This window comes from Rhizobium sp. LjRoot258 (assembly GCF_964254185.1).
In the GTDB taxonomy this organism is placed as follows: domain Bacteria; phylum Pseudomonadota; class Alphaproteobacteria; order Rhizobiales; family Rhizobiaceae; genus Rhizobium.
Window position 1 is genome coordinate 3,278,273 of sequence record NZ_CAXUST020000001.1, and the last position, 24,291, is coordinate 3,302,563.

Here is a 24,291-nt window from a genome sequence, read left to right on the forward strand (position 1 = left end):
TCGTCAGACGATATTACTTGGCCGCATCCGGCGCTGTGCGGGTGTCGACATCAACGACGACGCTGAGGCCAGCACGCAGGCGGCCGCTATCGAGGGCGTCCTGCGGCAGCGAGATGCGAACCGGCACGCGCTGGATAATCTTCGTGAAGTTGCCCGTCGCATTTTCCGGGGGCAGCAGCGAGAAGACGGAGCCGGATGCCGGCGAGATCGACTCGACCGTGCCGACGACCGGGTGATCGCCATAGGCATCCACGTGGACGTTAACCTTGGAGCCCGGAACCAAATGCTGGATCTGCGTTTCCTTGAAATTCGCGTCGATGAAGAGCTGGCGGACCGGAACGAGCGCCATCAGACGCTGTCCGGGCGACACAAGATCGCCTTCCTGGACGGAACGGTTGCCGACGACGCCGTCATAAGGCGCCTTCAAAACCGTGAAGGAGAGGTCACGGGCAGCCTTGTCGCGCGAAAGCTCGAGCTGGCGGATCGTGCCCTCAGCTTCGCGGCGCTGCGCCTGCAGGAGCGTGATGTTTGCCTCTGCCGATGCGATCGCCGCATCGCCACCGATGAGGTTCGCCTTTGCCTGATCGAGCGCGATGTTCGCAGCGTCGAGGTTGGCGGTGGTGCCGACAGACTTGGATTGCAGTTCTGCAGCACGGGTCTGCGTGATCTGTGCACCGCGAACGGTGGCTTCCAAGGCGGTCTTCTGGGCTTTGGCCTGATCAAGGCTTGCCTGTCCGCCGGCGATCTGCGCGTCGATGCGCTGCAGCGAGAGCTTTTCGGTATCAAGGGACGCCACGGCCTGATCGAGGGCGAGCTTGTAGTCGCCGTCGTCGAGCGATGCCAAGACGTCGCCTGCCTTGATTTTCTGGTTGGCAACGACATTCACCTTGGCGACGTAGCCTGTGACCTTCGGCGAGATCGTCGCGATGTCGCCTCCGATATAGGCGTCATCGGTCGAGACCAGGAAACGGCCCGTCGTCCACCAATCGTAGCCATACCACGCAGCGCCTGCCAGCAGCGCAAGGCCAATGATCGGCAGAGCGAGACTGCGCTTTTTCTTCTTCTCTGCGGGAGCGGCCTGCGTCTCAGCAGGAGCTTGCGGCGCGCGCGGTGCTTCCGCGGTGGGAACTGCTGCTTCCTGAGCCTTGCCCTCGGTATCAGCAGGCTCGCTGACGATGCGGGCAACATTGGCTTTTGGACTGGACGACATGGGCGGCTACCGGTAAATCGAGTGAATTTAATCGAACTGAACGGTTCGGTTCAGTTGACATAGAACCTTTTTCCATTCATATCAAGATATATCGAACCGGTTGGTTCGGTTTTATTAACGAAAAATTCGCTGATGCGGATATGGTTAAGGAGCGATGACAGAGCTTTCCGATACGCGCGTGGACGACTCTCCCTCGACTGGCGGCCGATGGGCTGCAGGCGAAGACCCTGCCAAGCGCAAACAAATTCTCGACGGCGCCCGACGCGTTTTCATGAAACTTGGCTTCGATGCCGCGAGCATGAACGATGTAACGCGCGAGGCCGGAGTTTCAAAGGGAACGCTCTACGTCTACTTCGCCAACAAGGAAGAGCTCTTCACCGCGATGATGGAGAGCGAGCGAGCGGCTTTCGTCGCCAGCGTGCGCAATACTCTCAAGGAATCCAGTGATCCCGACGTCGCGTTGCACGACTTCGGCATGACCTTTGTCAGCCACCTGACCGAGGATAAGGTCATCAATGCAATGCGCACGGTCATCGGCGTACGCGACCGCATGCCGCACCTCTGTCAGCGCTTTTTCACCGGCCCGGAGAACATCAGGACGGTGTTGAAGGATTTCCTGACGAGCCAGGTCGAGGCTGGCCGTTTCGAGATCGACGACATCGAGCTTGCCGCCCGGCAGTTCCTGGAACTCTGCGGTGGAAGTTTCTTCAAGCTGCGCCTGTTCGGCGACATGGACGCCCCTCCTCCGCGCGAGGAGATGGATCGCGTGGTCAATGGCGCCATCCGCGTCTTCACGGCAGCCTACGGCGCCAAGAAGCAGTCCTGAACCCCGCCCTTTGATTTCTTCCTCCGTCCGCGCCAGAATTGCGCAACCGCGATCAAACGCGACCTGCTGCCCTTCGCTATGAAAGGCATGCAGCCAAGGGAGAAGGAATGAGCGCCGTCGGACGAGCGATCTGGTTTATCGAAAGTCATTTCGGCAACGACATCACTCTGCAGGAGATTTCGGACGTTGCCGGGCTTTCGCGCTACCACCTTTCGCGCGTCTTCGGGCTTGTCACCGGGCATTCGATCAGCGGCTATATTCGCGCCCGCCGCCTCAGCGGTGCGGCACGGACGCTGCTCGATCAACCGGCCAACATTCTCGAGGTTGCTCTCGACGCGGGTTACGGCTCGCACGAGGCATTCACCCGTGCCTTTCGCGATCAGTTCGGTCTAACACCTGAGGCCGTCCGCAAGCAGGGGCATACGCGCAACCTCGCACTTCTGGAGCCGATCCGCATGGACCCCGCCCGCCTTCCCGAACTCGAACCGCCGCGCTTCGAAACCCTGCCGCCGATGCTCTTGGCCGGTTTGCAGGAGACATATCCCTACGGTGGCAACGCCGCGATCCCCTCACTATGGCAAAAATTCAATGTTCATTTCGGCAACATTCCCGGCCAGATCGGCAATGTCGCCTATGGTGTCTGCACGCATATCGAGGGCGAGGCAGAGAAGTTCCGCTACATGGCGGCAGTGGCAATCGATGACGGCAGCGACCTGCCGGACGGCTTTACCACGCTGAAGATACCCGGTCAGCGCTACGCGGTCTTTGCTCATCGCGGCCATGTCTCTGGCATTCCCGCAACGATGCATCAGATTTTCGGGAGCTGGATGCCGAACTCCGGCATTCAATTCGGCGACATGCCCGACATGTTCGAGCGCTACGACGAGCGCTTCGACCCCTATACCGGCATGGGCCTGACGGAAATCTGGATTCCCATCAAGGAATAAAAGTCGTCTGGCTTTCGTATATCCCCTTGCGCGCTTGCCAAGGCAGGCTGCGTCCGTACATTGCGAGCGTCAAATCTATGTGGCGCAAGGGGACATACGCCAATGCAAGACATCATGATGCTCGTTCAGGACCCGGCCGCCTGGGTGGCCCTCGTCACCCTCGTGGTGATGGAAGTGGTCCTCGGGATCGACAACCTCATCTTCATTTCTATTCTCACCAACAAGCTGCCGCCCGAGCATCGCGAGAAAGCACGCAAGGTGGGCATTGGCCTCGCCCTTGTGATGCGACTTGCCCTCCTCGGCACCATTGCCTGGATCGTGAAGCTGACGACACCGATCTTCGAACTGTTCGGCCACGGCTTCTCTTGGAAGGACATCATCCTCATCGCTGGCGGTCTCTTCCTGCTGTGGAAGGCGACGAAGGAAATTCACCACAACGTCGATCCAGTCGATCACAACGAGGATTTCATTGCCACGGCAGCGACCGCCGGCTTTGCAGCCGCGATCGGTCAGATCCTGCTGCTGGACCTCGTCTTCTCGGTCGACAGCATCATCACCGCCGTCGGCATGACACCGCATTTGCCGATCATGGTCGTCGCCGTGATTGCGGCAGTAACCGTGATGCTGGTCGCCGCCACGCCGCTTGCGAATTTCATCGAGAAGAACCCAACCATCGTCATGCTGGCCCTTGCCTTCCTGATGATGATCGGCACGACCCTGATCGCCGAGGGCATGGGCTTCCACGTGCCGAAGGGCTACGTCTACGCTGCGATGGCCTTCTCGGCGTTGGTGGAGGGGCTCAACATGTTCGCACGCAATGCCCGCCAGCGGAAAAAGCAAGGCGGCCACTGAACCACCAAAGGGCGCGGCTCTGGGCCGCGCCCTAAAGCATGTCCCCCAGGCTCCAATGATTGCCCCACCGCGCATCGATCTCGTCATCGACGTTCTGATAGCGGATGTCCGTCGATAGCCTGATCCGGTTTGAGGCGCTTTGGTTCGTGGTCGAGGCGTGCATCATATAAGGACTGTGCAACACGACGTCGCCGGCCTCGTAGTCGGCGACCAGCCAGCGCGTATTGAAGCGCTCCGCCATCTCGGGGAGGTCCTTCGAAACCCAGCCGCCCTCGGTCATGTTGCGGTTGAATGCACTGATCCTTTCCTCTGCAGACAGGTCGAGGCTCTTCCTGGAAAACTCCTCTTCCATACGCACGCCGACGGCATGCGATCCCTCGAGATAGACGAGCCCGCCCATGTCGACCGGTGTATCGCCGATCGGAATCCAGGCGGTCACCAGCCGGTTGGTGCCGCCCCGCAGATAGACGAGATCGTAATGCGCCGGGGTTGCCGTCGCCGTGCCGGGTAGGGTGAAACGCATGATCTTGCGCTTGTGCAGGTAGGAGATTGCGGAAAGGAACTCGTCCATGAACCGCGCAAGCCGCGGCTGCGCGCAAAAACCCTCAAAGGCGACCGAGCGGACGAGCGCCATCAGAATGCGATCTACCTGGCCTTTGTCTAAGCCCGTGCCGGCGGATAGCCCGAGCATCGGATCGGAGCCGGGTGCGACGAGCCCGCCGCGTGCCAGATGCGAGAAAACCCAGCCGCGAAACGCATTGACCGCTTCGGGATCGAGAAAGCGCTTCAACCAGACATAGCCGTTTTCGTGATAAAGCCTGCGGATCGCCTCCACGCCGATCGACGGATCCGTCGGCACGAGCCCACCCAACCGGTTCGCCGCCGTCGAAAGGACCTTCCCGTTGGCGTCCAGGTCTGTCGCCAACGCCTGACCGGGCTTGCGATCCAGAGCAAGACTTGACATTTCGATCACTCCCAAAGCGAAATAGACGCTGGAAAATCTGGTGGAAAGAAAGCTGACTTGCCATGGATGGAAAGAATGACTGGATTTTTCGCTCATGACGAAACACCGATCGCCCTCTATCGCTCACCCTCTGCCGGCGGCACGGCGCTCGCCGTCACGGGGTTCGGCCGGCAACGTATTGGAACACGTATCGCCAACCGCCGCCTGCCGATGCACGCCGTCGTCCTCGTGGAAGCCGGGCATGGCACGCTACAGACGGTGAAGGCGGGTGTTCAGGAGATCCGCGCGCCATCGCTCTTCTGGCTGCCCGCCGGCACATTGCATTCCTATGGCCCGACGAACGGAGAGAGTTGCGAGGAACGATGGGCTCTCTTCGAGGGAACGCTGATGGCAGACCTGATGCGTCAGCGCCTGATATCGGCGGCAGCTCCGCTGGTGCGCTTGCACAATCGTCGCGAGATGCAGCATCTCTTCAGCGCGCTTCACTCGGACTTTGCCGCAGGCGATCCACTCAGCCTTGCATCGGCAGCAGCCACGCTTCACCGCATCGCCGTCCAATGTGCCCGCCAGGCAAGCACGCGCAAGAACGATGCCGGCGACGTAAAAGTCGAATTGGTGATTGAGACCTTGCAGCGTCGCGCATTCGAGCCGACGGACATGCGGTCCCTAGCGCAGGAATTCGGCATGTCCCCGGCAACGTTGCGGCGGCGTTTCCAGGCGGCCATCGGCCTGTCACCGAAGGCCTTCCAGCGGCGCCTTCGCATCGATCGCGCCAAGCAGTTGCTGGCGACATCCAATCTCTCCATCGAGGCGATTTCGAATGCCGTCGGCATCGAGGACGCATTCTACTTTTCCCGAATGTTTCACGATTGCGAACACTGTTCGCCAAGCGAGTTTCGCCGCCAGCACTGCAGATTGTGAGTGCAGCCGATATCAACCGGTCTTCGCCATTTGACGAATGGCGGGCTCAGTGCGCGCCGGCACCACCACCCGCCTGCGACTTCCGGGTGAGCAACAGAGCGAACGCGGCGATGGCAAGCACCACCCCGATGACCGCGAAAGTGTCGCTGAAGCCAAGAATGAGCGCCTGGCGCTTGACGATTTGACCCAAGAGGACGATGGCTTTCTTGCTCGCGACCGCTGGGTCTGAGACCCCGTGCGCCAGGAAATAATTCGTCGTTTGGCTGAGGCGGTCGCGAACCTCGTCGCGGGCCAGCGTCACAGACTGACCGATGATATTCGAATGGAACTGCTCGCGCTTCGTCAGGATCGTACCCAGCGATGCCGTGCCGACGGCGCCGCCGAGGTTGCGCAGCATGTTCGTCAAGCCCGAGGCAGCCGCAGCATCCGACGCAGCGATGCCGGCAGTCGTGATGGCGGTGATCGGGGTCAGGACAAGGGCCTGGCCCACGGCGCGCACGATATTCGGAATCCAGAACTGATCACCGGCGTTGTCTGCCGACAGCGTGATGTTCATGAAACAGCTGATCGCGAAGATCGAAATCCCGAGGAAGCCGATATAGCGGGCGTCGAAGCGCTTCATCAGCAGTGGGACCAGCGGGATGAGGAGCAGTTGCGGCAATCCGGTCCAGGCCAGCACATTGCCGATCTGCTCGGCGTTGTACCTCTGCACCTGACCCAGATACTGCGGGAGGATGTAGACGGTGCCGAAGAGGGCGACGCCGACGAGCACATTGACAGCAACGCCGATACCGAAATTGCGTTGTTTCAAAAGACGCAGCTTCACCAGGGGTTTTTCAACCGCCAGTTCGATCCAGATGAACGTGACGAGGAAGACAACGGCCACGATGCTGAGCTTGACGATGAAAGGCGAGGAGAACCAGTCCTCCTTGTTGCCCTCCTCAAGCACCGTCTGCAGGGCAGAAAGGCCGATCGCCATTGTAAAAATGCCAGCCCAGTCGCCCTCCTTCAGCAGGTGGAGCTGCATCGGCTGCTTCTCGAGCGTCAAGGCAAGCGCGATCACCATGATTGTGCTCGGAACAGCGTTGATGAAGAAGATGGTCTGCCAGCCGTAATTTTCGGTAAGAAAGCCGCCGATCGTGGGGCCGATGGCCGGAGCGAAGGTAACGGACAGGGCAAAGAGCGCCAGGCCGCGCGGCTGCTGCACCTTCGGCAGCTTGGTCAAGACCATGGTGAAAGCCATCGGGATCAGCACACCGCCGGCAAATCCCTGCAGCCCGCGCAACAGGATCATCGTCCCGAGATCATGGGCGAACGCACATGCAATCGAGAAGATCGGGAAGAGAACCGAATTGACGAGAATGTAGCGGCGGAAGGAAAAGACGCTGCTGAAATACGCCGTCAGCGGAATGACGACGATCTCGCCGATCAGATATGAGGTCGAAATCCAGGCACCATTGTCGACGCCTGTGCCGATGCCGCCCTCGATTTCGAGGAGGGAGGCATTGGTGATCTGGATGTTGAGGATTGCCATGAATGCGCCGATCATGCCGGCAAGGACGGCAATCCAATCCTTCATGCTGGCACGCGGCTCTGAGATAGCAATTGTGGTAGACATGACAAGATCCTCATCCTCTGCCCATCAGGCCCCATGAGCCGCGTTGGCGGCCTTGGTGTTGATGCTCGGTTGCACCGACATGCCAGGACGAAGGTCGCCGCTGGCGGCGCCATTGCCATCGAGCACGATCTTGACCGGGATCCGCTGCACGACCTTCGTGAAGTTGCCGGTCGCATTGTCGGGCGGCAGCAGGGCGAACTCCTGGCCGCTGGCCGGCGCTATGCTGTCGACATGACCGTGATAGATGCGGCCGGGGAACGTATCGACTTCGATGTCGACCGGCTGGCCGGCATGCACGTCGGTCAGCTGCGTTTCCTTATAGTTCGCAATCACATAGGCCGCATTCGTCGGGACGACCGACATCAACTGCGTACCTGCTTGAACGTACTGACCCACGCGCAGCGTCCGGTTGCCGACGGTGCCGTCAACCGGTGCCACGATCGTCGCATAGGAGAGATTGAGCTCGGCCTGACGCTCGACGGCCTGGCTGCGGGCCAGAGCAGCTTTTGCCTGAGCAAGCTCAGCGTCCAGAAGATCGACGTGTTTTACGGCAGCATCGAGGGCTGCGCTATCGCGCACGATCGTTGCCTGTGCCGCGGCGATCTGCGAGGCCGCCTGCTGGGCGGTCTGGACCGGGGCGTAGCCGTTGGTGGCAAGGCTCGAATAGCGCTTGTTGTTCTGCTCGGCGAACGTCTCGTTGGCCTTGTCAACCTCGACGGTGGCGCGGGCGGCAGCGATCGTCGACTGCTGGATAGCGAGGGCGGCCTGCTTGGCATTCAGCGTGGCCGCAGCGGCGGAAACGTCGGCTTTTGCCTGGTCGAGCGCGGTCTGGAAATCGCGATCATCGATGCGCGCAAGCGGCAGGCCCGCCTTCACCGGCTGGTTGTCATTGACAAGCACCTCGGCCAGATAGCCAGAGACCTTGGGGGCGATCGTGCTGCTATCCGCCTTTACATAGGCGTCGTCGGTCGACACATAGAAGCGACCGACCGTCCAGTAATCGTGCCCGTAATAGGCGCCCGCGGCCACGATCGCGAGGGCAGCCGCACCAAGCAGCAGCGACCGACCCGGTCGCCCGCGCGATTGCGGCGCCTTGGCGGCAGCGCGTGGCGCCTCCGCTTGCAGCGGCCTGCCAGCCTCAAGCGTTTCCGGGGCCGCCTCTACCACCGCTTCAGTGGTTGGGGCGCTGTTGTTGTTCAGAGCATGCAGCTTCTGGGCGGTCATTGTTTTCTCCGGATCATGGCCGCCGTCGGGAGGGCTGCGGCTTCTGATGCATAAAAAGGAAAATTGACGTTTTCCAAAATATGCTCTATAAAATCGATGTCAACATGAATTTGGAAAATCGTGATGGTCCCAAATCACAAGATCGAGAGAAGGCCACGTGGCAGACCGCAGGCGCGGTGCGACGAGGATACCAGGAGCGTCATCATCGAGGCTGCGAACAAGCAGTTTCACCAGAATGGATATGCGACGGCAAGCATCGCGGCGATCGCGCAGGAAGCTGGTGTCTCGACGAAGACGCTCTACCGGCTCTTTCCGACAAAAGCCGACCTCTTCTCGGATCTGATTTCCGATCGCATCGGCCGCTTTCTGTTGGCGCTCGACCCGACCACGCTTGCGGCGGCTGATCTGCGCCAGGGGCTGGAGCGGATGCTGATGGCCTACGGCATGCTGACGCTCTCGGAAGACACCATCACGATGATGCGCCTTGTGATCGGCGAGTCCGACCGGTTCCCCGAGATCGCGGCCTCGTTCTATGAAAACGCCATCGTCCGAACGAATGCGCTGATGGAGGGATGGCTGCGCAAGCAGGTCGATCGCGGCGTCATCGCCCTCGCCGACCCGCATGCCGCCTGCGGGATGCTGCGCGGCATGATGGCCATGGAGCCCCAGCGCGCCGCAATGTTGCGCCAGCAGCCGGCCCCCGGGATCGAGGAGATCGCCGCGCGGGCAAAAATGTGCGCCGATCTGTTTATGAACGGCGCGGCAGTCGTTCCGGCATAGTAGCCGCGCTTAAGCGCAACGACGGCGTCAGGCGGTCCTTGCAAGCTCCTTGTCGATCGCCGAGACCAGCCGCTGATCCTCGGCGGTGACATCAGGCGCAAACCGCGCAGCCACCTTGCCGTCGCGACCGACCAGGAACTTTTCGAAATTCCAGAGGATTTCACTGTTGTCGCCGCTCGCCAGGCCGCTGGTGCGCAGCCGCTCCCGCATCGGACCGTCGCCGATGGCAGTACCGGCAGCGGCTGTCAGCAGTTGGTAAAGCGGATGCTTGTCCTCGCCCTTTACCGAGATCTTCGAGAAGATCGGGAATTTCACGTCGTAGGTCAGGGTGCAGAATTCGACGATCTCGGCATCCGTGCCAGGCTCCTGCCCCTTGAAATTGTTTGCCGGAAAGGCGGCAATGACGAAGCCGCGCTCGCGCTTGTCCTCATAGAGCTTCTCAAGCCCTTCATACTGGACGGTCAGCCCACATTTGGAGGCGACATTGACGACCAGGATCACCTTGCCACGGTGATCGTTCAGAGTCGTCTCGCGACCATCAGCCAGCTTCACGGGTACATTCAAAACATCAGTCATCGCCATCTCCAGCATCAATTTCGCTGCGGAAGCTATACCCACCCATACGTTTGTCCAGCGGGCAGACGCAGTCCACTGGCAAAAACAATTAAAACAGCTAGTTTGCCCCGAGAGCACGGGAGGGCGCGACGGAAGATGGTGCTGGAATTGCTGGTGGCGGTCGTTGTCTTTTCCTTGCTCATGACAGCCTCGATCGGAACGATGCTGACTTATTCGAAGCTGCCGGTCCATCACCGCCAGGACGAGACGAACACCGTCGTCCGGCTGGTCGCCAACATCTTCGTCGTCATGACCTCGCTCGTCTTCGGCCTGATGATCAATTCCTCAAAGAACACCTTCGCCGAGATCGACAAGAACGTTCACGCCTTCGCAACGCAGATCATCCTACTTGACCGGACATTGCGCACCTACGGCCTCGAGGCCAACGAAACCCGTAAACGTCTGGAAAACTACGTCGAAACCGCCCTTAGCAACCCGGTCCGGGCACCGGATCCGTTGGTAAAAAGCGACCGAAGGAGCGAGCTTGCTCTCAACGCTGTCGGCGACAGTCTTGCGCTGATCGCGCCATCCGACCCGGGGCATGTTGTGCTGTGGAACGACGCCCGCCAGCAGTATCAAAGGATCGTCGAGCAGCGCTGGATCATCGTCGAACAGTCGGAGGGCGTCATCCCCCGGCCGCTCATCACGATGTTGACGGCGTGGTTGACGCTGATTTTTGCAAGCTTCGGCTATCGCGCGCCGAGGAACGTCATCGTTGTCCTGATGTTCTTCATATCTGCGCTGCTGATATCCTTATCGATCTTCGTCGTGCTCGACATGGACGTTCCGTTCGCGGGCTGGATCCAGATTTCCGACACGCCTCTCCGCAGGGCGCTGGCTGAGCTTCAACAGTAGCAGCGCCCGATCGCCGCGCCATCGAGAACCGACGGCACGGTGCGACGCCTCATCTGGCTCAGCGAACCGCAACCGCGGGCCAGTGGATGAGATCGGCCTTGGCGCCGGCGAGAGTATCGCGGCTGCGCGCAACGACATCATGGGGAAAACCAAGCGGAAAGGCGCTCGCGTCATCCAGCCGCCGGACTTGTTCGTCGGTAAGCTTCACGTCGAGCGCTCCGAGGTTGTCGGAAAGCTGAGCAGGTGTGCGGGGGCCGATGATCGGCAGCGTGCCCTTGTGCAGCACCCATGCGATGGCGATCTGACCGGCGGGAATTCCGGTTTCCTCTACGATGGCAATCAGAGTGTCGACAATCGCCGTCTTGCGCGCATCGCTCTCGCCGTGAATGACGACGCCGAGGCCCTGCTTCCGGCCGGTCTCTCCCTTGCGATACTTGCCGGTGAGCAGTCCGCCGCCAAGCGGCGACCAGCCAACGGCGCCAAGGCCAAAGGCTGCCGCCATCGGAAGCAGTTCACGCTCGGCTGTGCGCTCGACGAGGCTGTATTCGAGCTGCAGGGCCGAAAGCGGCGCCCAGCCGCGAAGCTCTGCAAGCGTGGCCCCGGTTGCCGCTCGCCAGGCAGGAAAGTCGGAAAGGCCCGCGTAGAGAATCTTGCCCGATCGGACGAGGTCATCGAAGCCGCGCATGATCTCATCGATCGGCGTCACTGCGTCGGGCATATGCGCCCAGAGAAGATCGATGCGATCGGTGCGAAGCCGTTTCAGGCTTGCCTCGACGGACTGGACCATGGCCTTGCGGCTATTGCCGGTGCGCTGCAGCCCCGCGCCATGGGTGTCGCCAAGGGAGAACTTGGTGGCCACAATGACATCGTCGCGATCGCCTTGGATGAAATCGCCGAGCATCATTTCCGATTGACCGAACTGGTACTGGTCGGCCGTGTCGAGAAAATTTCCGCCAGCGGCGCGATAGCCGTCGAAGATCGCCTTGGCGTCTTCGCGGCTCGACCCGTAACCCCAGCCGGTTCCGAAGTTGCCGGTACCGAGCGCCATAGTGGAGACACGAAGGCCTGTCCGGCCAAAGATTCCATAACGCATTGTCATTGCCCTTCTTGTGTCCTTCATCTATTTTTAAATGACGATCGTCATTCGTTTGCATTTAAATGACGAACGTCATATGATTTGTCAAGGATAAATGATCAGAGCCTAAAATGCGCCCGACCAAGGAACAGGCAAATCAAAACCGCCAGCGGATCATCGACACGGCCGGCAAGCTGTTTCGCGAGAAGGGGATTCATGCCGTTGGCGTCGACGAAGTCATGAAGGGCGCCGGACTGACGCATGGCGGCTTCTACGGCCACTTCAGATCGAAGGGCGACCTCGCCGCGGAGGCCCTGAGCCAGGCCATGGAAGAAAGCCTGAGATCGGAGCAGGATTACCCCTCGCTCGCGGCCCTCGCCGAGACCTATCTGTCCAAAGCGCATCGAGACGAAGCCGAGAATGGCTGCACGGTGGCTTCGCTCGGCCCCGAACTTGCGCGTCTGCCGAGCGGCAAGCGCGGCGCAATCGCCAGCTACATCAGGAAGCGCATAGGACAGGTCGAGGCGCTGCAGGAAAAAACCGGCGGCAACGCTGATCGCGGCAAGGCGATTGCCGATCTCTCAAGCCTCGTCGGCGCCCTTGTCATGGCACGCGCGGTCGATGACGAGGCACTATCCGACGAGATCCTCGCAGAAACGATCCGCATAATCGGCAGCAATCGTTAGCCTTTGCGGTGGGCGGTGCTCAAACGCCGCGCAACCATCACCGGCCATCGGCCACGGCCGGAGGGGGGGGCGATGGCCAGCGATGGTTGCGGTCCATTGCCGCCAGGCTCTCTCAACCCCTCCTCGATCTTGCTGAGGTTGAACGAGCCAGGCACCTGATTTGGCGCATACTCCTTCATGGTCGTCGGGAACTGCGCCGCCAACCCCTGGATCGGCACAAGGACGAAGGCACGGTCGAGGAACCAGTCGTTATAAGTACTGGAATTGTGCTGGGCCTTTTCGAAAGGGTCGCGGCGCAAATTGAACAGCAGAAGAACGCGCAATTGCGTGAAGGGCGCACGCCAGACGCGCCTCGCCGCGATTTTCCTGGAACACGACCTTCCCCTCATCATAGCGCGCAGCAACAATCTGGCCGTCGTCGTTGACGCATCAGAACTCGTGACGAGGATCTTCTCGATGGGACATTCGCGTCTTGACGGCCATTGTCCAGCGTCCTGGACGACGGATCACAGCACCTATTTGCATGCAGGGAGTTTTGCTGGCGCAGCGGGATTGAATAGCCGCCGGCGCGGCACAGTTATCCCTCAGGAGCCTTCTGCCGCCCAGTCTCAGTTTCCGGAAGAGCATGACAACGCATCAGATCCTCGCCTTTGGCGTCATCGGCCTGATGATGGCAGTCTTCATCTGGGATCGGTTCCGCTATGACGTGGTCGCCTGTTGTTCTCTCGTCCTGGCGGTGGCGGTCGGCATCGTCCCTTTCGACAAGGCATTTTCGGGTTTCAGCGATGACATCGTCATCATCGTCGGCAGTGCGCTCATCGTCAGCGCCGGCGTCGCGCGCTCGGGAATCGTCGATACGACGATCAAGCGTTTCTTCCCTAACCTGAACAAGCCGCATGCGCAGCTTGCCCTGCTGCTCATCGTCGTCGCGGTTCTTTCCGCCTTCATCAAGAACATCGGCGCGCTTGCGATCATGATCCCGGTCGCTTTCCAGTTTGCCCGCAAAACCGGGAGATCGCCATCGCTCTACCTGATGCCCATGAGCTTTGCTGCCCTTCTCGGCGGGCTGATGACCCAGATCGGCACGTCGCCGAACATCGTGGTCTCGCGCCTTCGCGGCGAAATTGCCGGGGCGCCGTTCACCATGTTCGACTTTACGCCTGTCGGCGCGACGCTCACTCTGGTCGGAATCGTCTTCCTGATTTTCTTCCACTGGCTCGTTCCCGAGCGGCAGAACGAGAATCCGTCGCTGGAGGAAGCGCTGGATCTCAAGAACTACTTCTCTGAAGCAACCGTGGTGGAGGGCTCGAGCTTTGAAGGCAAGGAGCTGAACGGGATCCTGCAGCTCGGCGATGGAGAAGTGGTCGCAACTGCGATCCTGCGCGGACATTCGCGACTCTCGCCGTTCCCTGACGTACTTCTAAAGGCAGGAGATACGATCCTGCTGGAGGGACGCCCGGAAGCGCTGGACCGCGTCGTTTCCAATGCCAAGCTCAAGCTTTCCGGCAAGCCGATTCCCGAAGCAAAAGCCGAAGGAGACGTGACCTCGATCGAAGCCGTCATCTCATCGGAATCGATGTTGATCGGCTGGTCTGCACGCCAGCTCTCACTGTGGAACCGCCGTCGGATCAACCTGCTTGCCGTCAGCCGCCATGGCCACCGGCTGACGGAGCGGCTGAGCGAAGTGACACTGCGCGCCGGCGATGTTCTTGTGTTGCAGGGCAGCCGCCGAAACTTGCCTGCCTTCCTGCAGGAATTCTCCTGCCTTCCTTTGGCGCAGCGCGACATCATGCTTGGCACGCCACGCAGGGCCTATGTGCCGCTGCTGATCCTCGCGGCCGCGATGGCCGTGACGGCAGCCGGAATGGTCCCGGTTTCGGTCGCCTTCTTCTGCGCCGCACTGGCGATGGTCGTCTTCCGGGCGATCCCGCTCGCCGAGGTCTACAAGGCCGTGGACGGACCGATCCTGATCATGCTTGCAGCTTTGATCCCTGTCTCCGACACACTGCGAACGTCCGGTGGCAGCGATCTGATCGCCGGATGGCTCGGGCACTTTGCGGCCCAGATGCCGCCCTTCGGCGCATTGGCGCTGATCCTCATCACCGCCATGGCTGTGACACCGTTTCTCAACAATGCGGCGACGGTCCTGGTCATGGCGCCGATTGCGGCGAGCTTTGCCCAAGCGCTCGGCTATAGACCCGAGGCCTTCCTGATGGCGGTCGCCATCGGTGCTGGTTGCGATTTCCTGACGCCGATCGGCCATCAGTGCAACACGCTGGTTTTCGGCCCCGGCGGTTATCGCTTCAGCGATTACCCCCGCCTCGGCCTGCCGTTGTCCTTCATCATCGTCCTCGTCAGCGTGCCCGCACTGCTCTATGTCTGGCCAGTTCACTGACGCTATTGCCCATTTTCCTTGACGCGCGCGGTCGAATATGGCCTTAAGGCCAGCCAAATGGGCAATCGGCGACGAACAGGGGCAGTGCCCTTTTCCGGCCGGTTTCCTGATCCAGTTATCTGCATTCTTTCCGGCCGAACGTCGCTTTCTGAGGAAAGCCGTCCGGCATCATTTGACGGGCACATAAAATGACAGCTTCCGGCGTCCGCGTCCGCATTGCTCCCTCGCCGACCGGCGAGCCGCATGTCGGCACAGCTTACATCGCTCTCTTCAACTATCTTTTCGCCAAAAAGAACGGCGGCGAGTTCATCCTGCGCATCGAAGACACCGATGCGACGCGCTCGACCCCGGAATTCGAAAAGAAGGTGCTGGACGCGCTGAAATGGTGCGGGCTCGAGTGGAAGGAAGGCCCGGACATCGGCGGTCCCTATGGTCCTTACCGCCAATCGGACCGCAAGGAAATCTACACGCCCTACGGCCAGGAGCTGTTGGACAAGGGCCATGCCTTCCGCTGTTTCTGCACCCCCGAGCGTCTGGAAAAGATGCGCGAAGAGCAGCGCGCCGCCGGCAAGGCGCCGAAATATGATGGTCTCTGCCTGAAGCTCACCGCCGAGGAAGTCACCGCCAAGATGGCAGCTGGCGAAAGCTCTGTCATCCGCATGAAGATCCCCGCCGAAGGTTCCTGCGACTTCACCGACGGCGTCTACGGCGATGTCAGCATTCCGTGGGACTCAGTCGACATGCAGGTGCTGATCAAGGGCGACGGCATGCCCACCTATCACATGGCGAACGTCATCGACGACCACCTGATGAAGATCACCCACGTCGCTCGCGGCGAAGAGTGGCTGGCCTCGGTGCCGAAGCACATCCTGCTTTATCGCTACTTCGACTGGGAAGCACCGGTCTTCATGCACCTGTCGCTGATGCGCAATGCCGACAAGTCGAAGCTGTCAAAGCGCAAGAACCCGACCTCGATCTCCTACTACTCCGCTCTCGGCTACATCCCGGAAGCGCTGATGAACTTCCTCGGTCTGTTCTTCGTGCAGATCGCCGAAGGCGACGAGCTGCTGACGATGGACGAGCTCTCCGAGAAGTTCGATCCGGACAACCTTTCCAAGGCCGGCGCGATCTTCGACATCCAGAAGCTCGATTGGCTGAACGGTCGCTGGATCCGTGAGAAGCTGTCGGAAGAAGAATTCCAGACCCGCGTGCTTGATTGGGCGATGGAAAACGATCGGCTGAAGGCCGGCCTGCGCCTGTCGCAGTCGCGTATCTCCAAGCTCGGCGAACTTCCGGATCTCGCAGGCTTCCTGCTGAAGTCCGATCTCGGCCTCGACCCGTCGGCCTTCGCCAAGATCAAGTCGCCGCCGGAAGAGATCCTCGAGATCCTCAACACCGTCCAGCCGGACCTCGAAAAGATCCTCGAATGGAATGTCGCGACCATCGAGGCCGAACTGCGCGCTATTGCCGATCGCATGGGCAAGAAGCTGAAGGTCGTCGTGGCGCCGCTCTTCGTCGCCGTCTCCGGCTCGTCGCGCTCGCTGCCGCTGTTTGACTCGATGGCGATCCTCGGCCGCTCGGTCGTGCGCCAGCGGTTGAAACTGGCGTCGCAGGCCGTGGCGTCGCTCGTCGGCCCGAAGAACTGAAGGCTAGAAACATGACTGATAAAAACGAAAAGCGCACAGCAACGACAAACATCATCGAACAAGATGATACGCTCAAATCCACTGGCTTATCTTCAGACGCCACTCAAGTGCGCGCCCAGAAGCTCGAGCTGCTGCGCGAGCAGATCGGCGACGTCTATCCGGCGCATTTCCACCGCAGCATCACCAATGCGGAGCTGGTCGAGAAGTACAAGGACCTCGAAGCCGACGTCGAGACGCAGGACATCGTGACCGTTGCCGGCCGTGTCTACTCCTCGCGCAACTCCGGCATGTTCATGGATATCCATGATGCCGGCGGCAAGATTCAGATCTTCAGCCACAAGGACACCACGCCGGAAGACGCCCGCGCCCTACTGCCGATGATCGACATCGGCGACATCATCGGCGTGAGCGGCGTCGTGCGTCGCACCAAGCGCGGCGAACTCACGATCAACGCCCAGAAGATCGAAATGCTGACCAAGTCGCTGCTGCCGATGCCTGAGAAGTGGCATGGCCTCACCGACATCGAGGCGCGCTATCGCAAGCGCCACCTCGACATCATGACCAACGAAGAGTCGAAATTGCGCTTTCAGCAGCGTTCGAAGATTGTCTCCGGCATCCGTCGCTTCATGGAAAACGACGGCTTCATGGAAGTCGAAACACCGATGCTGCACTCCGTCTATGGCGGTGCCACCGCCGAGCCGTTCAAGACGCATCACAACACGCTGAAGCTCGACATGTACCTGCGCATCGCGCCGGAACTGTTCCTGAAGCGCACGCTGGTTTCGGGCCTAACCGACAAGGTGTTCGAGATCAACCGCAACTTCCGCAATGAAGGCGTCTCGACCCGGCACAATCCTGAATTCACCATGATGGAGTGCTACTGGGCCTATGCCGACTACGAGGACATCATGGACCTCGTCGAGCGGCTGTTCGAAAGCCTGGCGCTGTCGATCCACGCGACCACGGAGTTCCCCTTCGGCGACAAAACGATCTCGTTCAAGGGCCCGTTCAAGCGCGTACCGATGCCCGACGCCGTCAAGGAAGTGACCGGCATCGACTTCCTCAGCCTCAAGACCGACGAGGAAGCGCGCGCTGCCGCCAAGGCTGCCGGGTTCGCGGTCGAGAAGGACTGGACCTGGGGCGAATGCCTTGCCTTCATTTTCGAGGAGAAGGTCGAGGCGACGCTCATTCAGCCATCGCATGTCACGCATTTCCCGAAGGACATCTCGCCCTTTGCCAAGGAAGTGCCGGGCGAACCGCGCCTTGTCGAGCGCTTCGAGACCTACTGCAACGCCTGGGAACTCGGCAACGCCTTCTCCGAGCTCAACGATCCGGAAGAGCAGCGCCGCCGCATGGTCGAGCAGCTGGAGCAGGCACATGCCCGCGGTGAAAAGGAAAAACAGCTGGACGACGAATTCCTCGATGCGATCGACCAGGGCATGCCGCCGGCCGGCGGCCTCGGTATCGGCGTCGACCGCCTGATCATGCTCTTGACCAACGCCCCGTCGATCCGCGACGTCATCCTTTTTCCGGCTCGCCGTAGCAAGGCTGACTGAAACAGGCATACTTGAATAGAAAAAAGGCGGCGGCCCGATGGGCTCGCCGCTTTTTTTCGAACCGTCAGTGAGCCGCAGCCGGTGCCGCTTCTTCCGCCGCAGGTTGTTCAGCAGGCGCAGCACCGTGCCCGCCGCCCTCGGCCGGCTTTTCTTCCTTCGCCTCTTGCGCCTTCTCGCCCTTGCTGTCGCCTTCGCCACCCTTCGTGGCAGCGACAGCGATCGGATCGATACAGTCGGAGTATTCCTTGAAGGATGCGTTCAGGGCGGTGATTTCGTCTTCGGGCAAATCGACGCGTTCGCCGAAGAACAGCCCGTTGGCGGCAGCCGACCCGTCGTAATAGCGGGCGGTGTAGGTCTTGGCCTCCGCGCTTTCGAGAACGGGATCGGGATGCGGTATGTAGACGACGTCGGCGCCGATTGCCCGGCCGCGAATGTCGGATCGCATCGTCGGCCCATTGGTATCGAGGACGACGACCTGCACCAGATCAGGCTTCTGCGCATCGTAGACCGCCTTGGCCACCCGAAGCGCGGTCTTGACCCGCGTCATGCCATCGGTCGGTTCGGTCTTGATGTACTTGCGGATCCAGACCCGGTTCTGCTTCTTGATGGTGACGAGATTGACGTCGGTGCAGGAGAGACCGTTCATTGTTTCCGCGGAAAGGCCTAGGATCTCGTCTGTGCCGATAAAAAGCGCGGCACCGCCGGAGACGCCCCCGAGAAGGGCGACGCCAGCGATGATAAACACCAGTTTCCGGGAAGGCCGGAAGATGCGCAGTAGGGCCTTCACGCCAACTGCTCCGCCATTAACGAGCTCCAACGCAATACGAGTGGTTTCGACGCTAGAGAAATGACGTTTCTGAATACTTAAACGAGCCCTCCAAGTTTGCGCCAGTATGGGCTTAGCACCAAAAAAGGTCCAAGCTTCCCTATGCTTGCCAATGTCCTTGTGGCCATGCTCTAACGACGCATGGCCTTCACCCTTCGCCAGATTCAGTATTTCGTTGCGGTCGCCGAACAGGGCTCCGTGACGCGCGCCGCGCAGAACCTTTCGATCTCGCAATCCTCGGTTACGGAAGCCTTGAAGGAGCTGGAAACCGACCTCGGCGTCGAGCTTTTCGAGCGCCATCCACGCGGCCTGACGATCACCCACAACGGCCACCAGTTCCTGCGCCATGCGACGAAGATCCTGGCGAGCGTCACCGATGCTCGCACCAGCTTTTCCGGCAAGCAGAACGCCATTTCCGGAACGCTCAACATCGGCGTCACCTCGCTCGTCGCCGGCTATGTCCTCTCCGATCTCCTGGCGCGCTATCGCCGCGCCTGCCCGGGCGTCGAAGTCAGTGCCATCGAGGACAATGGCGGCTATCTTGAACACCTGCTGGTCGGCGGCGAGTTGGATGTGGCGGTCATGGTCATCTCCAACCTGCGCGACCGCATGGCCCTGCAGGCGGAAATCCTGGAAACCTCGCCCTACCGGCTGTGGCTACCCATGGGCCATCCGCTGGTCTCTGCCGACATCATTTCCGTCGCCGACATCGCCCGCGAGCCGCTGATTATGCTGACCGTCGACGAAATCGAGGAGAACACCGGCAAGCTGCTGTCGGCGCTCGGCGCGCGTCCGCATGTTGCCTTCCGCACCCGCTCCGTGGAAGCGGTACGCAGTCTGGTCGCCACCGGCGCCGGCGTGGCACTGCTACCCGATCTCGTCTATCGCCCTTGGTCGCTGGAAGGCGATCGCATTGAGAGCCGCGACGTGTCCGGCTCGCTGCCGGTCGTCCAGGTCGGCATGGTCTGGCGCAAGGGCTCGAGTCTGCCGCAAGCCGCGCGCGACTTCGTCGGCATCGCCGAAGCGCTGCGATCCGGCCGGCCTCGCTGACGAGATATCGGAAATTCCGATATCGGCTTTCTGATAAATGAATTTGCGAAACCGAAAAATTCGTCGCACCTTTTCAACCGGGAACATAACGCCACGAAAAGTGGCAAAACCGGGAGACAGGCGATGAAATATCTTCTGAAATCGTGCACTGCTGCCCTCGCGAGCCTGAGCTTCGTGACGCAGGTTGCCGCTGCCGAGCCGCTGAAGGCGGTGGGCAACGGTGAAGGTGCGGTCAGCATCGTAGCCTGGGCGGGCTACATCGAGCGTGGCGAAAGCGACAAGAGCTACGACTGGGTCACTGCCTTCGAAAAGGAAACCGGCTGCAAGGTTTCCGTCAAGACGGCGGCGACCTCTGACGAAATGGTCTCGCTGATGAACGAAGGCGGCTTCGATCTCGTCACCGCCTCCGGCGACGCATCGCTTCGCCTGATCGCCGGCAAGCGTGTGCAGCCGATCAATACCGACCTCATCCCGAGCTTCAAGAACGTCGATCCGCGCCTGCAGAAGGGCCCCTGGTACACCGTCAACGACGTCCACTACGGCGTTCCCTACCTTTGGGGACCGAACGTGCTGATGTATAACACCGATGCCTTCAAGGGGAAGGCACCGACCAGCTGGAAGGTCGTTTTCGAGGAAGAGACCCTTCCGGACGGCAAGTCCAACAAGGGTCGCGTCCAGGCCTATGACGGTCCGATCTACGTTGCCGATGCCGCGCTCTACCTGATGGCGCACAAGCCGGAACTCGGCATCAAGGATCCCTATGAGCTGAACGAAGATCAGTACAAGGCGGCCCTCGACCTGCTGCGCGGCCAGCGCAAGCTCGTTTCGCGCTACTGGCACGACGCAATGATCCAGATCGACGACTTCAAGAACGAGGGTGTCGTGGCCTCGGGCTCCTGGCCGTTCCAGGTCAACCTGATGCAGGCTGACAAGCAGAAGATCGCCTCAACCTTCCCGGAAGAAGGGGCGACCGGCTGGGCCGACACGACCATGCTGCATGTCGACAGCGAGCATCCGAACTGCGCCTACATGTGGATGGAACATTCGCTGCAGGCCAAGGTCCAGGGCGATGCCGCTGCCTGGTTCGGCGCCGTACCTTCAGTTCCCGCAGCCTGCAAGGGCAACGAACTGCTGACCGATGCAGGTTGCGCAACGAACGGCTATGATCATTTCGACAAGATCAAGTTCTGGAGAACGCCGACGGCCAAGTGCACGACGCAGCGCGAGTGCGTGCCGTATCACCGTTGGGTCTCCGACTATATCGGCGTGATCGGCGGACGATAATCTCGCCCGCAACCTCCTTCTCCGTAAGCGGAGAAGACGCCCTTTGAGGGGCAGACGAGGGGGCAGACGAAGACAAGAGCGGACGTCCGAGCGCTGCGCGACGACGGAAAGCCGGCTTGTCCCCTCGTCGAAGCCTTTGGGCTACCGTCTTCCCGCGGGGAAGACGAGACATCAGACACAATCCCGGAGTTTACAATGACCCCCGCCGTCCGTTTCCAAAAGGTCTCACGCCATTTCGGGCAGGTTCGCGCCGTCGATGGCGTCAATCTCGAAATCGCGCCGGGCGAATTCTTCGCCATGCTTGGCCCTTCCGGATCCGGCAAGACGACCTGCCTGCGCCTGATCGCAGGCTTCGAGCAGCCGACGGGCGGCCACATCGAAATCTTCGGCGAGACGGCTGAGGGCATTCCGCCTTATCGCCGCAACGTCAACACCGTCTTCCAGGACTACGCGCTCTTCCCGCATCTCAACATCCTCGACAACGTCGCCTACGGGCTGATGGTCAAGGGCATCGGTAAGGCGGAGCGCACCAAGGCTGCCGAGCAGGCGCTGGAGCTGGTGAAGCTTCCCGGCTATGGTGCGCGCAGGCCCGGACAGCTTTCCGGCGGCCAGCGGCAGCGCGTGGCGCTCGCCCGCGCCCTCGTCAACAAGCCGAAGGTCCTTCTCCTCGATGAACCGCTCGGCGCCCTCGATCTGAAGCTGCGCGAGCAGATGCAGGAAGAGCTGAAGAGCCTGCAGCGCGCGCTCGGCATCACCTTCGTCTTCGTCACCCATGACCAGGGCGAGGCCCTGTCGATGGCAGACCGCGTCGCCGTCTTCAACAACGGCGGCATCGTCCAGGAGGGCACGCCGCACGACATCTATAGCCGCCCGAAGACCCGCTTCGTCGCCGATTTCGTTGGCTCCTCGAATGTCATCGCGCCCGACCTGATGACTTCGCTCGGCGGCGAGAAGCGTTGGGCGAGCCTGCGCCCCGAAGCGATCCATCTCGCCGGCGACGGCGTCGAGGCGCGCGTCGAGAATGCAAGCTTCCTTGGCGCGGCAACCCGCCTCTCGGTCGATATCCGCGGCACCCGCCTGCACGTCATGCTGCCGGCCGGCACCAACGTGCCGGATGTCGGCACGAGCGTCCGTCTCGTCTGGCAGCCCGTCGACGTGCACTACATGGATGACGCAGCATGACAGCGCTTGCCCTCACCAAGCCGGCCGAGCTGCGGGAAACCTCGATCCTGCCCGGCCGCGGCGGTTTTTTCGGACAGCTCTCCGATGCCTTCTGGCGGCATCCGAAGCTGCTGCTCTTCCTGATGCTAACGCCGCCACTTCTGTGGCTCGGCATCATTTACATCGGCTCGCTGATCGCACTGCTACTGCAGAGCTTCTTCTCGATCGACGATTTCTCGGGCCTGGTGAACTACGAGTTCACGCTCGCGACCTATGCGCAGCTCCTCAGCCCGACGAACTTCGACATCATCATCCGCACCATCGTCATGGCGGCTTTGGTGACGCTGGCCTCCGCCGTTGTCGCCTTCCCCATCGCCTACTATGCCGCCCGCTATGCGCAGGGCAAATGGAAGGCGCTCTTCTATCTCGGCATCATGCTGCCGCTTTGGTCGAGCTACCTCGTGAAAATCTATGCCTGGAAACTCATCCTCGCCAAAGAAGGCATTCTCACCTGGATCTTCGCCAAGCTGCACCTGTCCTGGCTGCTCGACGGTGTCCTCAACCTGCCCATCATCGGCGGCAATTCGCTGTCGGTCAGCTATCTCGGCACCTTCCTCGTCTTCGTCTATGTCTGGCTGCCCTACATGATCCTGCCGGCGCAGGCCGCACTCGAGCGTGTCCAGGGCAACCTCATCGAAGCCTCCGCCGATCTCGGGGCAACCCCGAGCCAGACCTTCCGCACCGTGCTCTTCCCGCTGGCGCTACCCGGCATCGTTGCCGGCTCGATCTTCACCTTCTCGCTAACCTTGGGCGATTACATCATTCCGCAGATCATCGGCTCGTCGCGCCTTTTCATCGGCCAGGCTGTCTATGCCCAGCAGGGTACTGCCGGCAACGTCCCGCTCGCGGCCGCCTTCTCCGTCGTCCCGATCGTCATCATGGCCATCTATCTATGGCTAGCCAAGAAACAGGGGGCCTTCGATGCGCTCTGACCGTTCACAGCGTTCACCGCTGCTTGTGAAGATCGCCGCTGCGGGTGGCCTGCTCTTCCTGCATCTGCCGATCCTCTTGATCTTCGTCTACGCCTTCACCACCGAGGAGAAGAGTTATCAGTGGCCGCCGCCGGGTCTGACCACGCAATGGTTCGCCGTTGCGTGGAACCGTCCCGATGTCTGGTCCGCGCTCGGCCTCTCGGTGCAGGTGGCCTGTGTTGCCACCGCCATCGCTCTGATACTCGGAACGCTTTGCGCCGCCGCGGTCAGCCAGACGAAGTTCTTCGGTCGTGAAGCGATCTCACTCCTCGTCATCCTGCCGATCGCGCTGCCCGGCATCATCACCGGCATTGCGCTGCGCTCGGCCTTCAGCCTGTTCGACATCCCCTTCTCGGTCTGGACGATCGTGCTTGGCCACGCGACCTTCTGCGTCGTTGTCGTCTACAACAACGCCGTCGCCCGCTTCCGCCGCACCTCCGGCTCGCTGATCGAGGCGTCGATGGACCTTGGCGCCGACGGCTTCCAGACCTTCCGCCATGTCATCCTGCCCAATATCGGCACGGCGCTGCTCGCCGGCGGCATGCTTGCCTTCGCGCTGTCGTTCGACGAGGTCATCGTGACCACCTTCACCGGCGGCCAGCAATCGACGCTGCCGATCTGGATGCTCGAAGAACTCATCCGTCCGCGCCAGCGCCCGGTCACGAACGTGGTCGCAATGGTCGTCGTGCTCGTCACTTTCCTGCCGATCCTGGCAGCCTACTACCTCACCCGCGACGGCGATCAGGTCGCCGGAGCCGGCAAATAACCC

Annotated in this window: 23 protein-coding genes; 15 read left to right on the top strand and 8 right to left on the bottom strand. The window is 61.0% G+C overall.

Annotated elements, in window-relative coordinates; genetic code table 11:
- Nucleotides 1–13 precede the first annotated feature (13 nt).
- Nucleotides 14–1,210, bottom strand: coding sequence for an HlyD family secretion protein (locus ACSQ9D_RS16105; RefSeq protein WP_436283032.1), 1,197 nt, complete (start codon nucleotides 1,208–1,210; stop codon nucleotides 14–16).
- A 154-nt stretch (nucleotides 1,211–1,364) separates the two neighbouring features.
- On the opposite strand from ACSQ9D_RS16105, the gene ACSQ9D_RS16110 reads away from it, so the two are divergent.
- The 3 genes from ACSQ9D_RS16110 (at nucleotide 1,365) to ACSQ9D_RS16120 (ending at nucleotide 3,835) form a co-directional block, all read left to right on the top strand.
- Nucleotides 1,365–2,036 (top strand): TetR/AcrR family transcriptional regulator, encoded by a 672-nt coding sequence (locus tag ACSQ9D_RS16110; RefSeq protein ID WP_436283033.1) that lies wholly within the window; start codon nucleotides 1,365–1,367, stop codon nucleotides 2,034–2,036.
- A gap of 107 nt (nucleotides 2,037–2,143) precedes the next feature.
- Nucleotides 2,144–2,983 carry an AraC family transcriptional regulator gene (locus ACSQ9D_RS16115; RefSeq protein ID WP_436283034.1) on the top strand — a complete coding sequence of 280 codons (840 nt, stop codon included), beginning with the start codon at nucleotides 2,144–2,146 and terminating at the stop codon, nucleotides 2,981–2,983.
- Nucleotides 2,984–3,085: 102 nt separating this feature from the next.
- On the top strand, nucleotides 3,086–3,835 hold the full coding sequence (locus tag ACSQ9D_RS16120; RefSeq protein WP_436283035.1) for a TerC family protein: 750 nt from the start codon (nucleotides 3,086–3,088) through the stop codon (nucleotides 3,833–3,835).
- Between the two features lie 31 nt (nucleotides 3,836–3,866).
- On the opposite strand, the gene ACSQ9D_RS16125 is transcribed toward ACSQ9D_RS16120, so the two are convergent.
- The gene (locus tag ACSQ9D_RS16125) at nucleotides 3,867–4,799 is read right to left on the bottom strand and encodes a phytanoyl-CoA dioxygenase family protein (protein ID WP_436283036.1); all 933 of its coding nucleotides are present in this window, start codon (nucleotides 4,797–4,799) and stop codon (nucleotides 3,867–3,869) included.
- A gap of 75 nt (nucleotides 4,800–4,874) precedes the next feature.
- Between ACSQ9D_RS16125 and ACSQ9D_RS16130 the strand changes: the two genes are divergently transcribed.
- Nucleotides 4,875–5,720, top strand: coding sequence for an AraC family transcriptional regulator (locus tag ACSQ9D_RS16130; protein ID WP_436283037.1), 846 nt, complete (start codon nucleotides 4,875–4,877; stop codon nucleotides 5,718–5,720).
- 46 nt (nucleotides 5,721–5,766) lie between these two features.
- Here ACSQ9D_RS16130 and ACSQ9D_RS16135 read toward each other — a convergent pair whose 3' ends face one another.
- Nucleotides 5,767–7,338 (bottom strand): DHA2 family efflux MFS transporter permease subunit, encoded by a 1,572-nt coding sequence (locus ACSQ9D_RS16135; RefSeq protein WP_436283038.1) that lies wholly within the window; start codon nucleotides 7,336–7,338, stop codon nucleotides 5,767–5,769.
- Between the two features lie 24 nt (nucleotides 7,339–7,362).
- Nucleotides 7,363–8,562: an HlyD family secretion protein gene (locus ACSQ9D_RS16140; protein WP_436283039.1), complete on the bottom strand. Its 1,200-nt coding sequence runs from the start codon at nucleotides 8,560–8,562 to the stop codon at nucleotides 7,363–7,365.
- Between the two features lie 123 nt (nucleotides 8,563–8,685).
- Here ACSQ9D_RS16140 and ACSQ9D_RS16145 point away from each other — a divergent pair, with 123 nt between their 5' ends.
- Entirely contained in the window at nucleotides 8,686–9,342 is a 657-nt protein-coding gene (locus tag ACSQ9D_RS16145; RefSeq protein WP_037119698.1) for a TetR/AcrR family transcriptional regulator, read from the top strand.
- 27 nt (nucleotides 9,343–9,369) lie between these two features.
- Here the strand turns inward: ACSQ9D_RS16145 and ACSQ9D_RS16150 are convergent, their stop codons facing one another.
- Entirely contained in the window at nucleotides 9,370–9,918 is a 549-nt protein-coding gene (locus tag ACSQ9D_RS16150) for a glutathione peroxidase (RefSeq protein WP_436283040.1), read from the bottom strand.
- A 135-nt stretch (nucleotides 9,919–10,053) separates the two neighbouring features.
- Between ACSQ9D_RS16150 and ACSQ9D_RS16155 the strand changes: the two genes are divergently transcribed.
- The gene (locus ACSQ9D_RS16155; protein WP_436283041.1) at nucleotides 10,054–10,812 is read left to right on the top strand and encodes a hypothetical protein; all 759 of its coding nucleotides are present in this window, start codon (nucleotides 10,054–10,056) and stop codon (nucleotides 10,810–10,812) included.
- Nucleotides 10,813–10,870: 58 nt separating this feature from the next.
- Here ACSQ9D_RS16155 and ACSQ9D_RS16160 read toward each other — a convergent pair whose 3' ends face one another.
- Complete coding sequence (locus ACSQ9D_RS16160; RefSeq protein ID WP_436283042.1) at nucleotides 10,871–11,905, bottom strand: aldo/keto reductase; 1,035 nt, start codon at nucleotides 11,903–11,905, stop codon at nucleotides 10,871–10,873.
- 113 nt (nucleotides 11,906–12,018) lie between these two features.
- Here ACSQ9D_RS16160 and ACSQ9D_RS16165 point away from each other — a divergent pair, with 113 nt between their 5' ends.
- Nucleotides 12,019–12,573 carry a TetR/AcrR family transcriptional regulator gene (locus tag ACSQ9D_RS16165; RefSeq protein ID WP_436283043.1) on the top strand — a complete coding sequence of 185 codons (555 nt, stop codon included), beginning with the start codon at nucleotides 12,019–12,021 and terminating at the stop codon, nucleotides 12,571–12,573.
- Here the strand turns inward: ACSQ9D_RS16165 and ACSQ9D_RS16170 are convergent.
- Nucleotides 12,570–12,980, bottom strand: coding sequence for a hypothetical protein (locus ACSQ9D_RS16170; protein WP_436283044.1), 411 nt, complete (start codon nucleotides 12,978–12,980; stop codon nucleotides 12,570–12,572). The genes ACSQ9D_RS16165 and ACSQ9D_RS16170 overlap by 4 nt on opposite strands.
- Nucleotides 12,981–13,198: 218 nt before the next feature.
- Here ACSQ9D_RS16170 and ACSQ9D_RS16175 point away from each other — a divergent pair, with 218 nt between their 5' ends.
- The 3 genes from ACSQ9D_RS16175 to lysS all read left to right on the top strand — a co-directional run bounded on the left by ACSQ9D_RS16175 (nucleotide 13,199) and on the right by lysS (nucleotide 18,170).
- A complete protein-coding gene (locus ACSQ9D_RS16175) occupies nucleotides 13,199–14,968 on the top strand; it encodes an SLC13 family permease (protein WP_436283045.1) in 1,770 nt (589 codons plus the stop codon).
- A gap of 188 nt (nucleotides 14,969–15,156) precedes the next feature.
- Nucleotides 15,157–16,614 (top strand): glutamate--tRNA ligase, encoded by a 1,458-nt coding sequence (gltX, locus tag ACSQ9D_RS16180; RefSeq protein WP_436283046.1) that lies wholly within the window; start codon nucleotides 15,157–15,159, stop codon nucleotides 16,612–16,614.
- Between the two features lie 11 nt (nucleotides 16,615–16,625).
- Nucleotides 16,626–18,170, top strand: a complete 1,545-nt coding sequence (gene lysS / locus ACSQ9D_RS16185) for a lysine--tRNA ligase (RefSeq protein WP_436283047.1) — start codon at nucleotides 16,626–16,628, stop codon at nucleotides 18,168–18,170.
- 64 nt (nucleotides 18,171–18,234) lie between these two features.
- On the opposite strand, the gene ACSQ9D_RS16190 is transcribed toward lysS, so the two are convergent.
- On the bottom strand, nucleotides 18,235–18,957 hold the full coding sequence (locus ACSQ9D_RS16190; protein WP_436283048.1) for a hypothetical protein: 723 nt from the start codon (nucleotides 18,955–18,957) through the stop codon (nucleotides 18,235–18,237).
- Nucleotides 18,958–19,137: 180 nt separating this feature from the next.
- Here ACSQ9D_RS16190 and ACSQ9D_RS16195 point away from each other — a divergent pair, with 180 nt between their 5' ends.
- From ACSQ9D_RS16195 to ACSQ9D_RS16215, 5 genes are all read left to right on the top strand, one after another.
- Entirely contained in the window at nucleotides 19,138–20,046 is a 909-nt protein-coding gene (locus tag ACSQ9D_RS16195) for a LysR family transcriptional regulator (protein ID WP_436283049.1), read from the top strand.
- Nucleotides 20,047–20,169: 123 nt separating this feature from the next.
- Nucleotides 20,170–21,330 (top strand): ABC transporter substrate-binding protein, encoded by a 1,161-nt coding sequence (locus ACSQ9D_RS16200; protein ID WP_436283050.1) that lies wholly within the window; start codon nucleotides 20,170–20,172, stop codon nucleotides 21,328–21,330.
- A gap of 195 nt (nucleotides 21,331–21,525) precedes the next feature.
- Nucleotides 21,526–22,512, top strand: coding sequence for an ABC transporter ATP-binding protein (locus ACSQ9D_RS16205; RefSeq protein ID WP_047519993.1), 987 nt, complete (start codon nucleotides 21,526–21,528; stop codon nucleotides 22,510–22,512).
- Nucleotides 22,509–23,483 carry an ABC transporter permease gene (locus ACSQ9D_RS16210; protein ID WP_037119722.1) on the top strand — a complete coding sequence of 325 codons (975 nt, stop codon included), beginning with the start codon at nucleotides 22,509–22,511 and terminating at the stop codon, nucleotides 23,481–23,483. Before ACSQ9D_RS16205 ends, ACSQ9D_RS16210 begins: the two co-directional genes overlap by 4 nt.
- On the top strand, nucleotides 23,473–24,288 hold the full coding sequence (locus tag ACSQ9D_RS16215; RefSeq protein WP_436283051.1) for an ABC transporter permease: 816 nt from the start codon (nucleotides 23,473–23,475) through the stop codon (nucleotides 24,286–24,288). Before ACSQ9D_RS16210 ends, ACSQ9D_RS16215 begins: the two co-directional genes overlap by 11 nt.
- The last annotated feature ends 3 nt before the right edge of the window (nucleotides 24,289–24,291 follow it).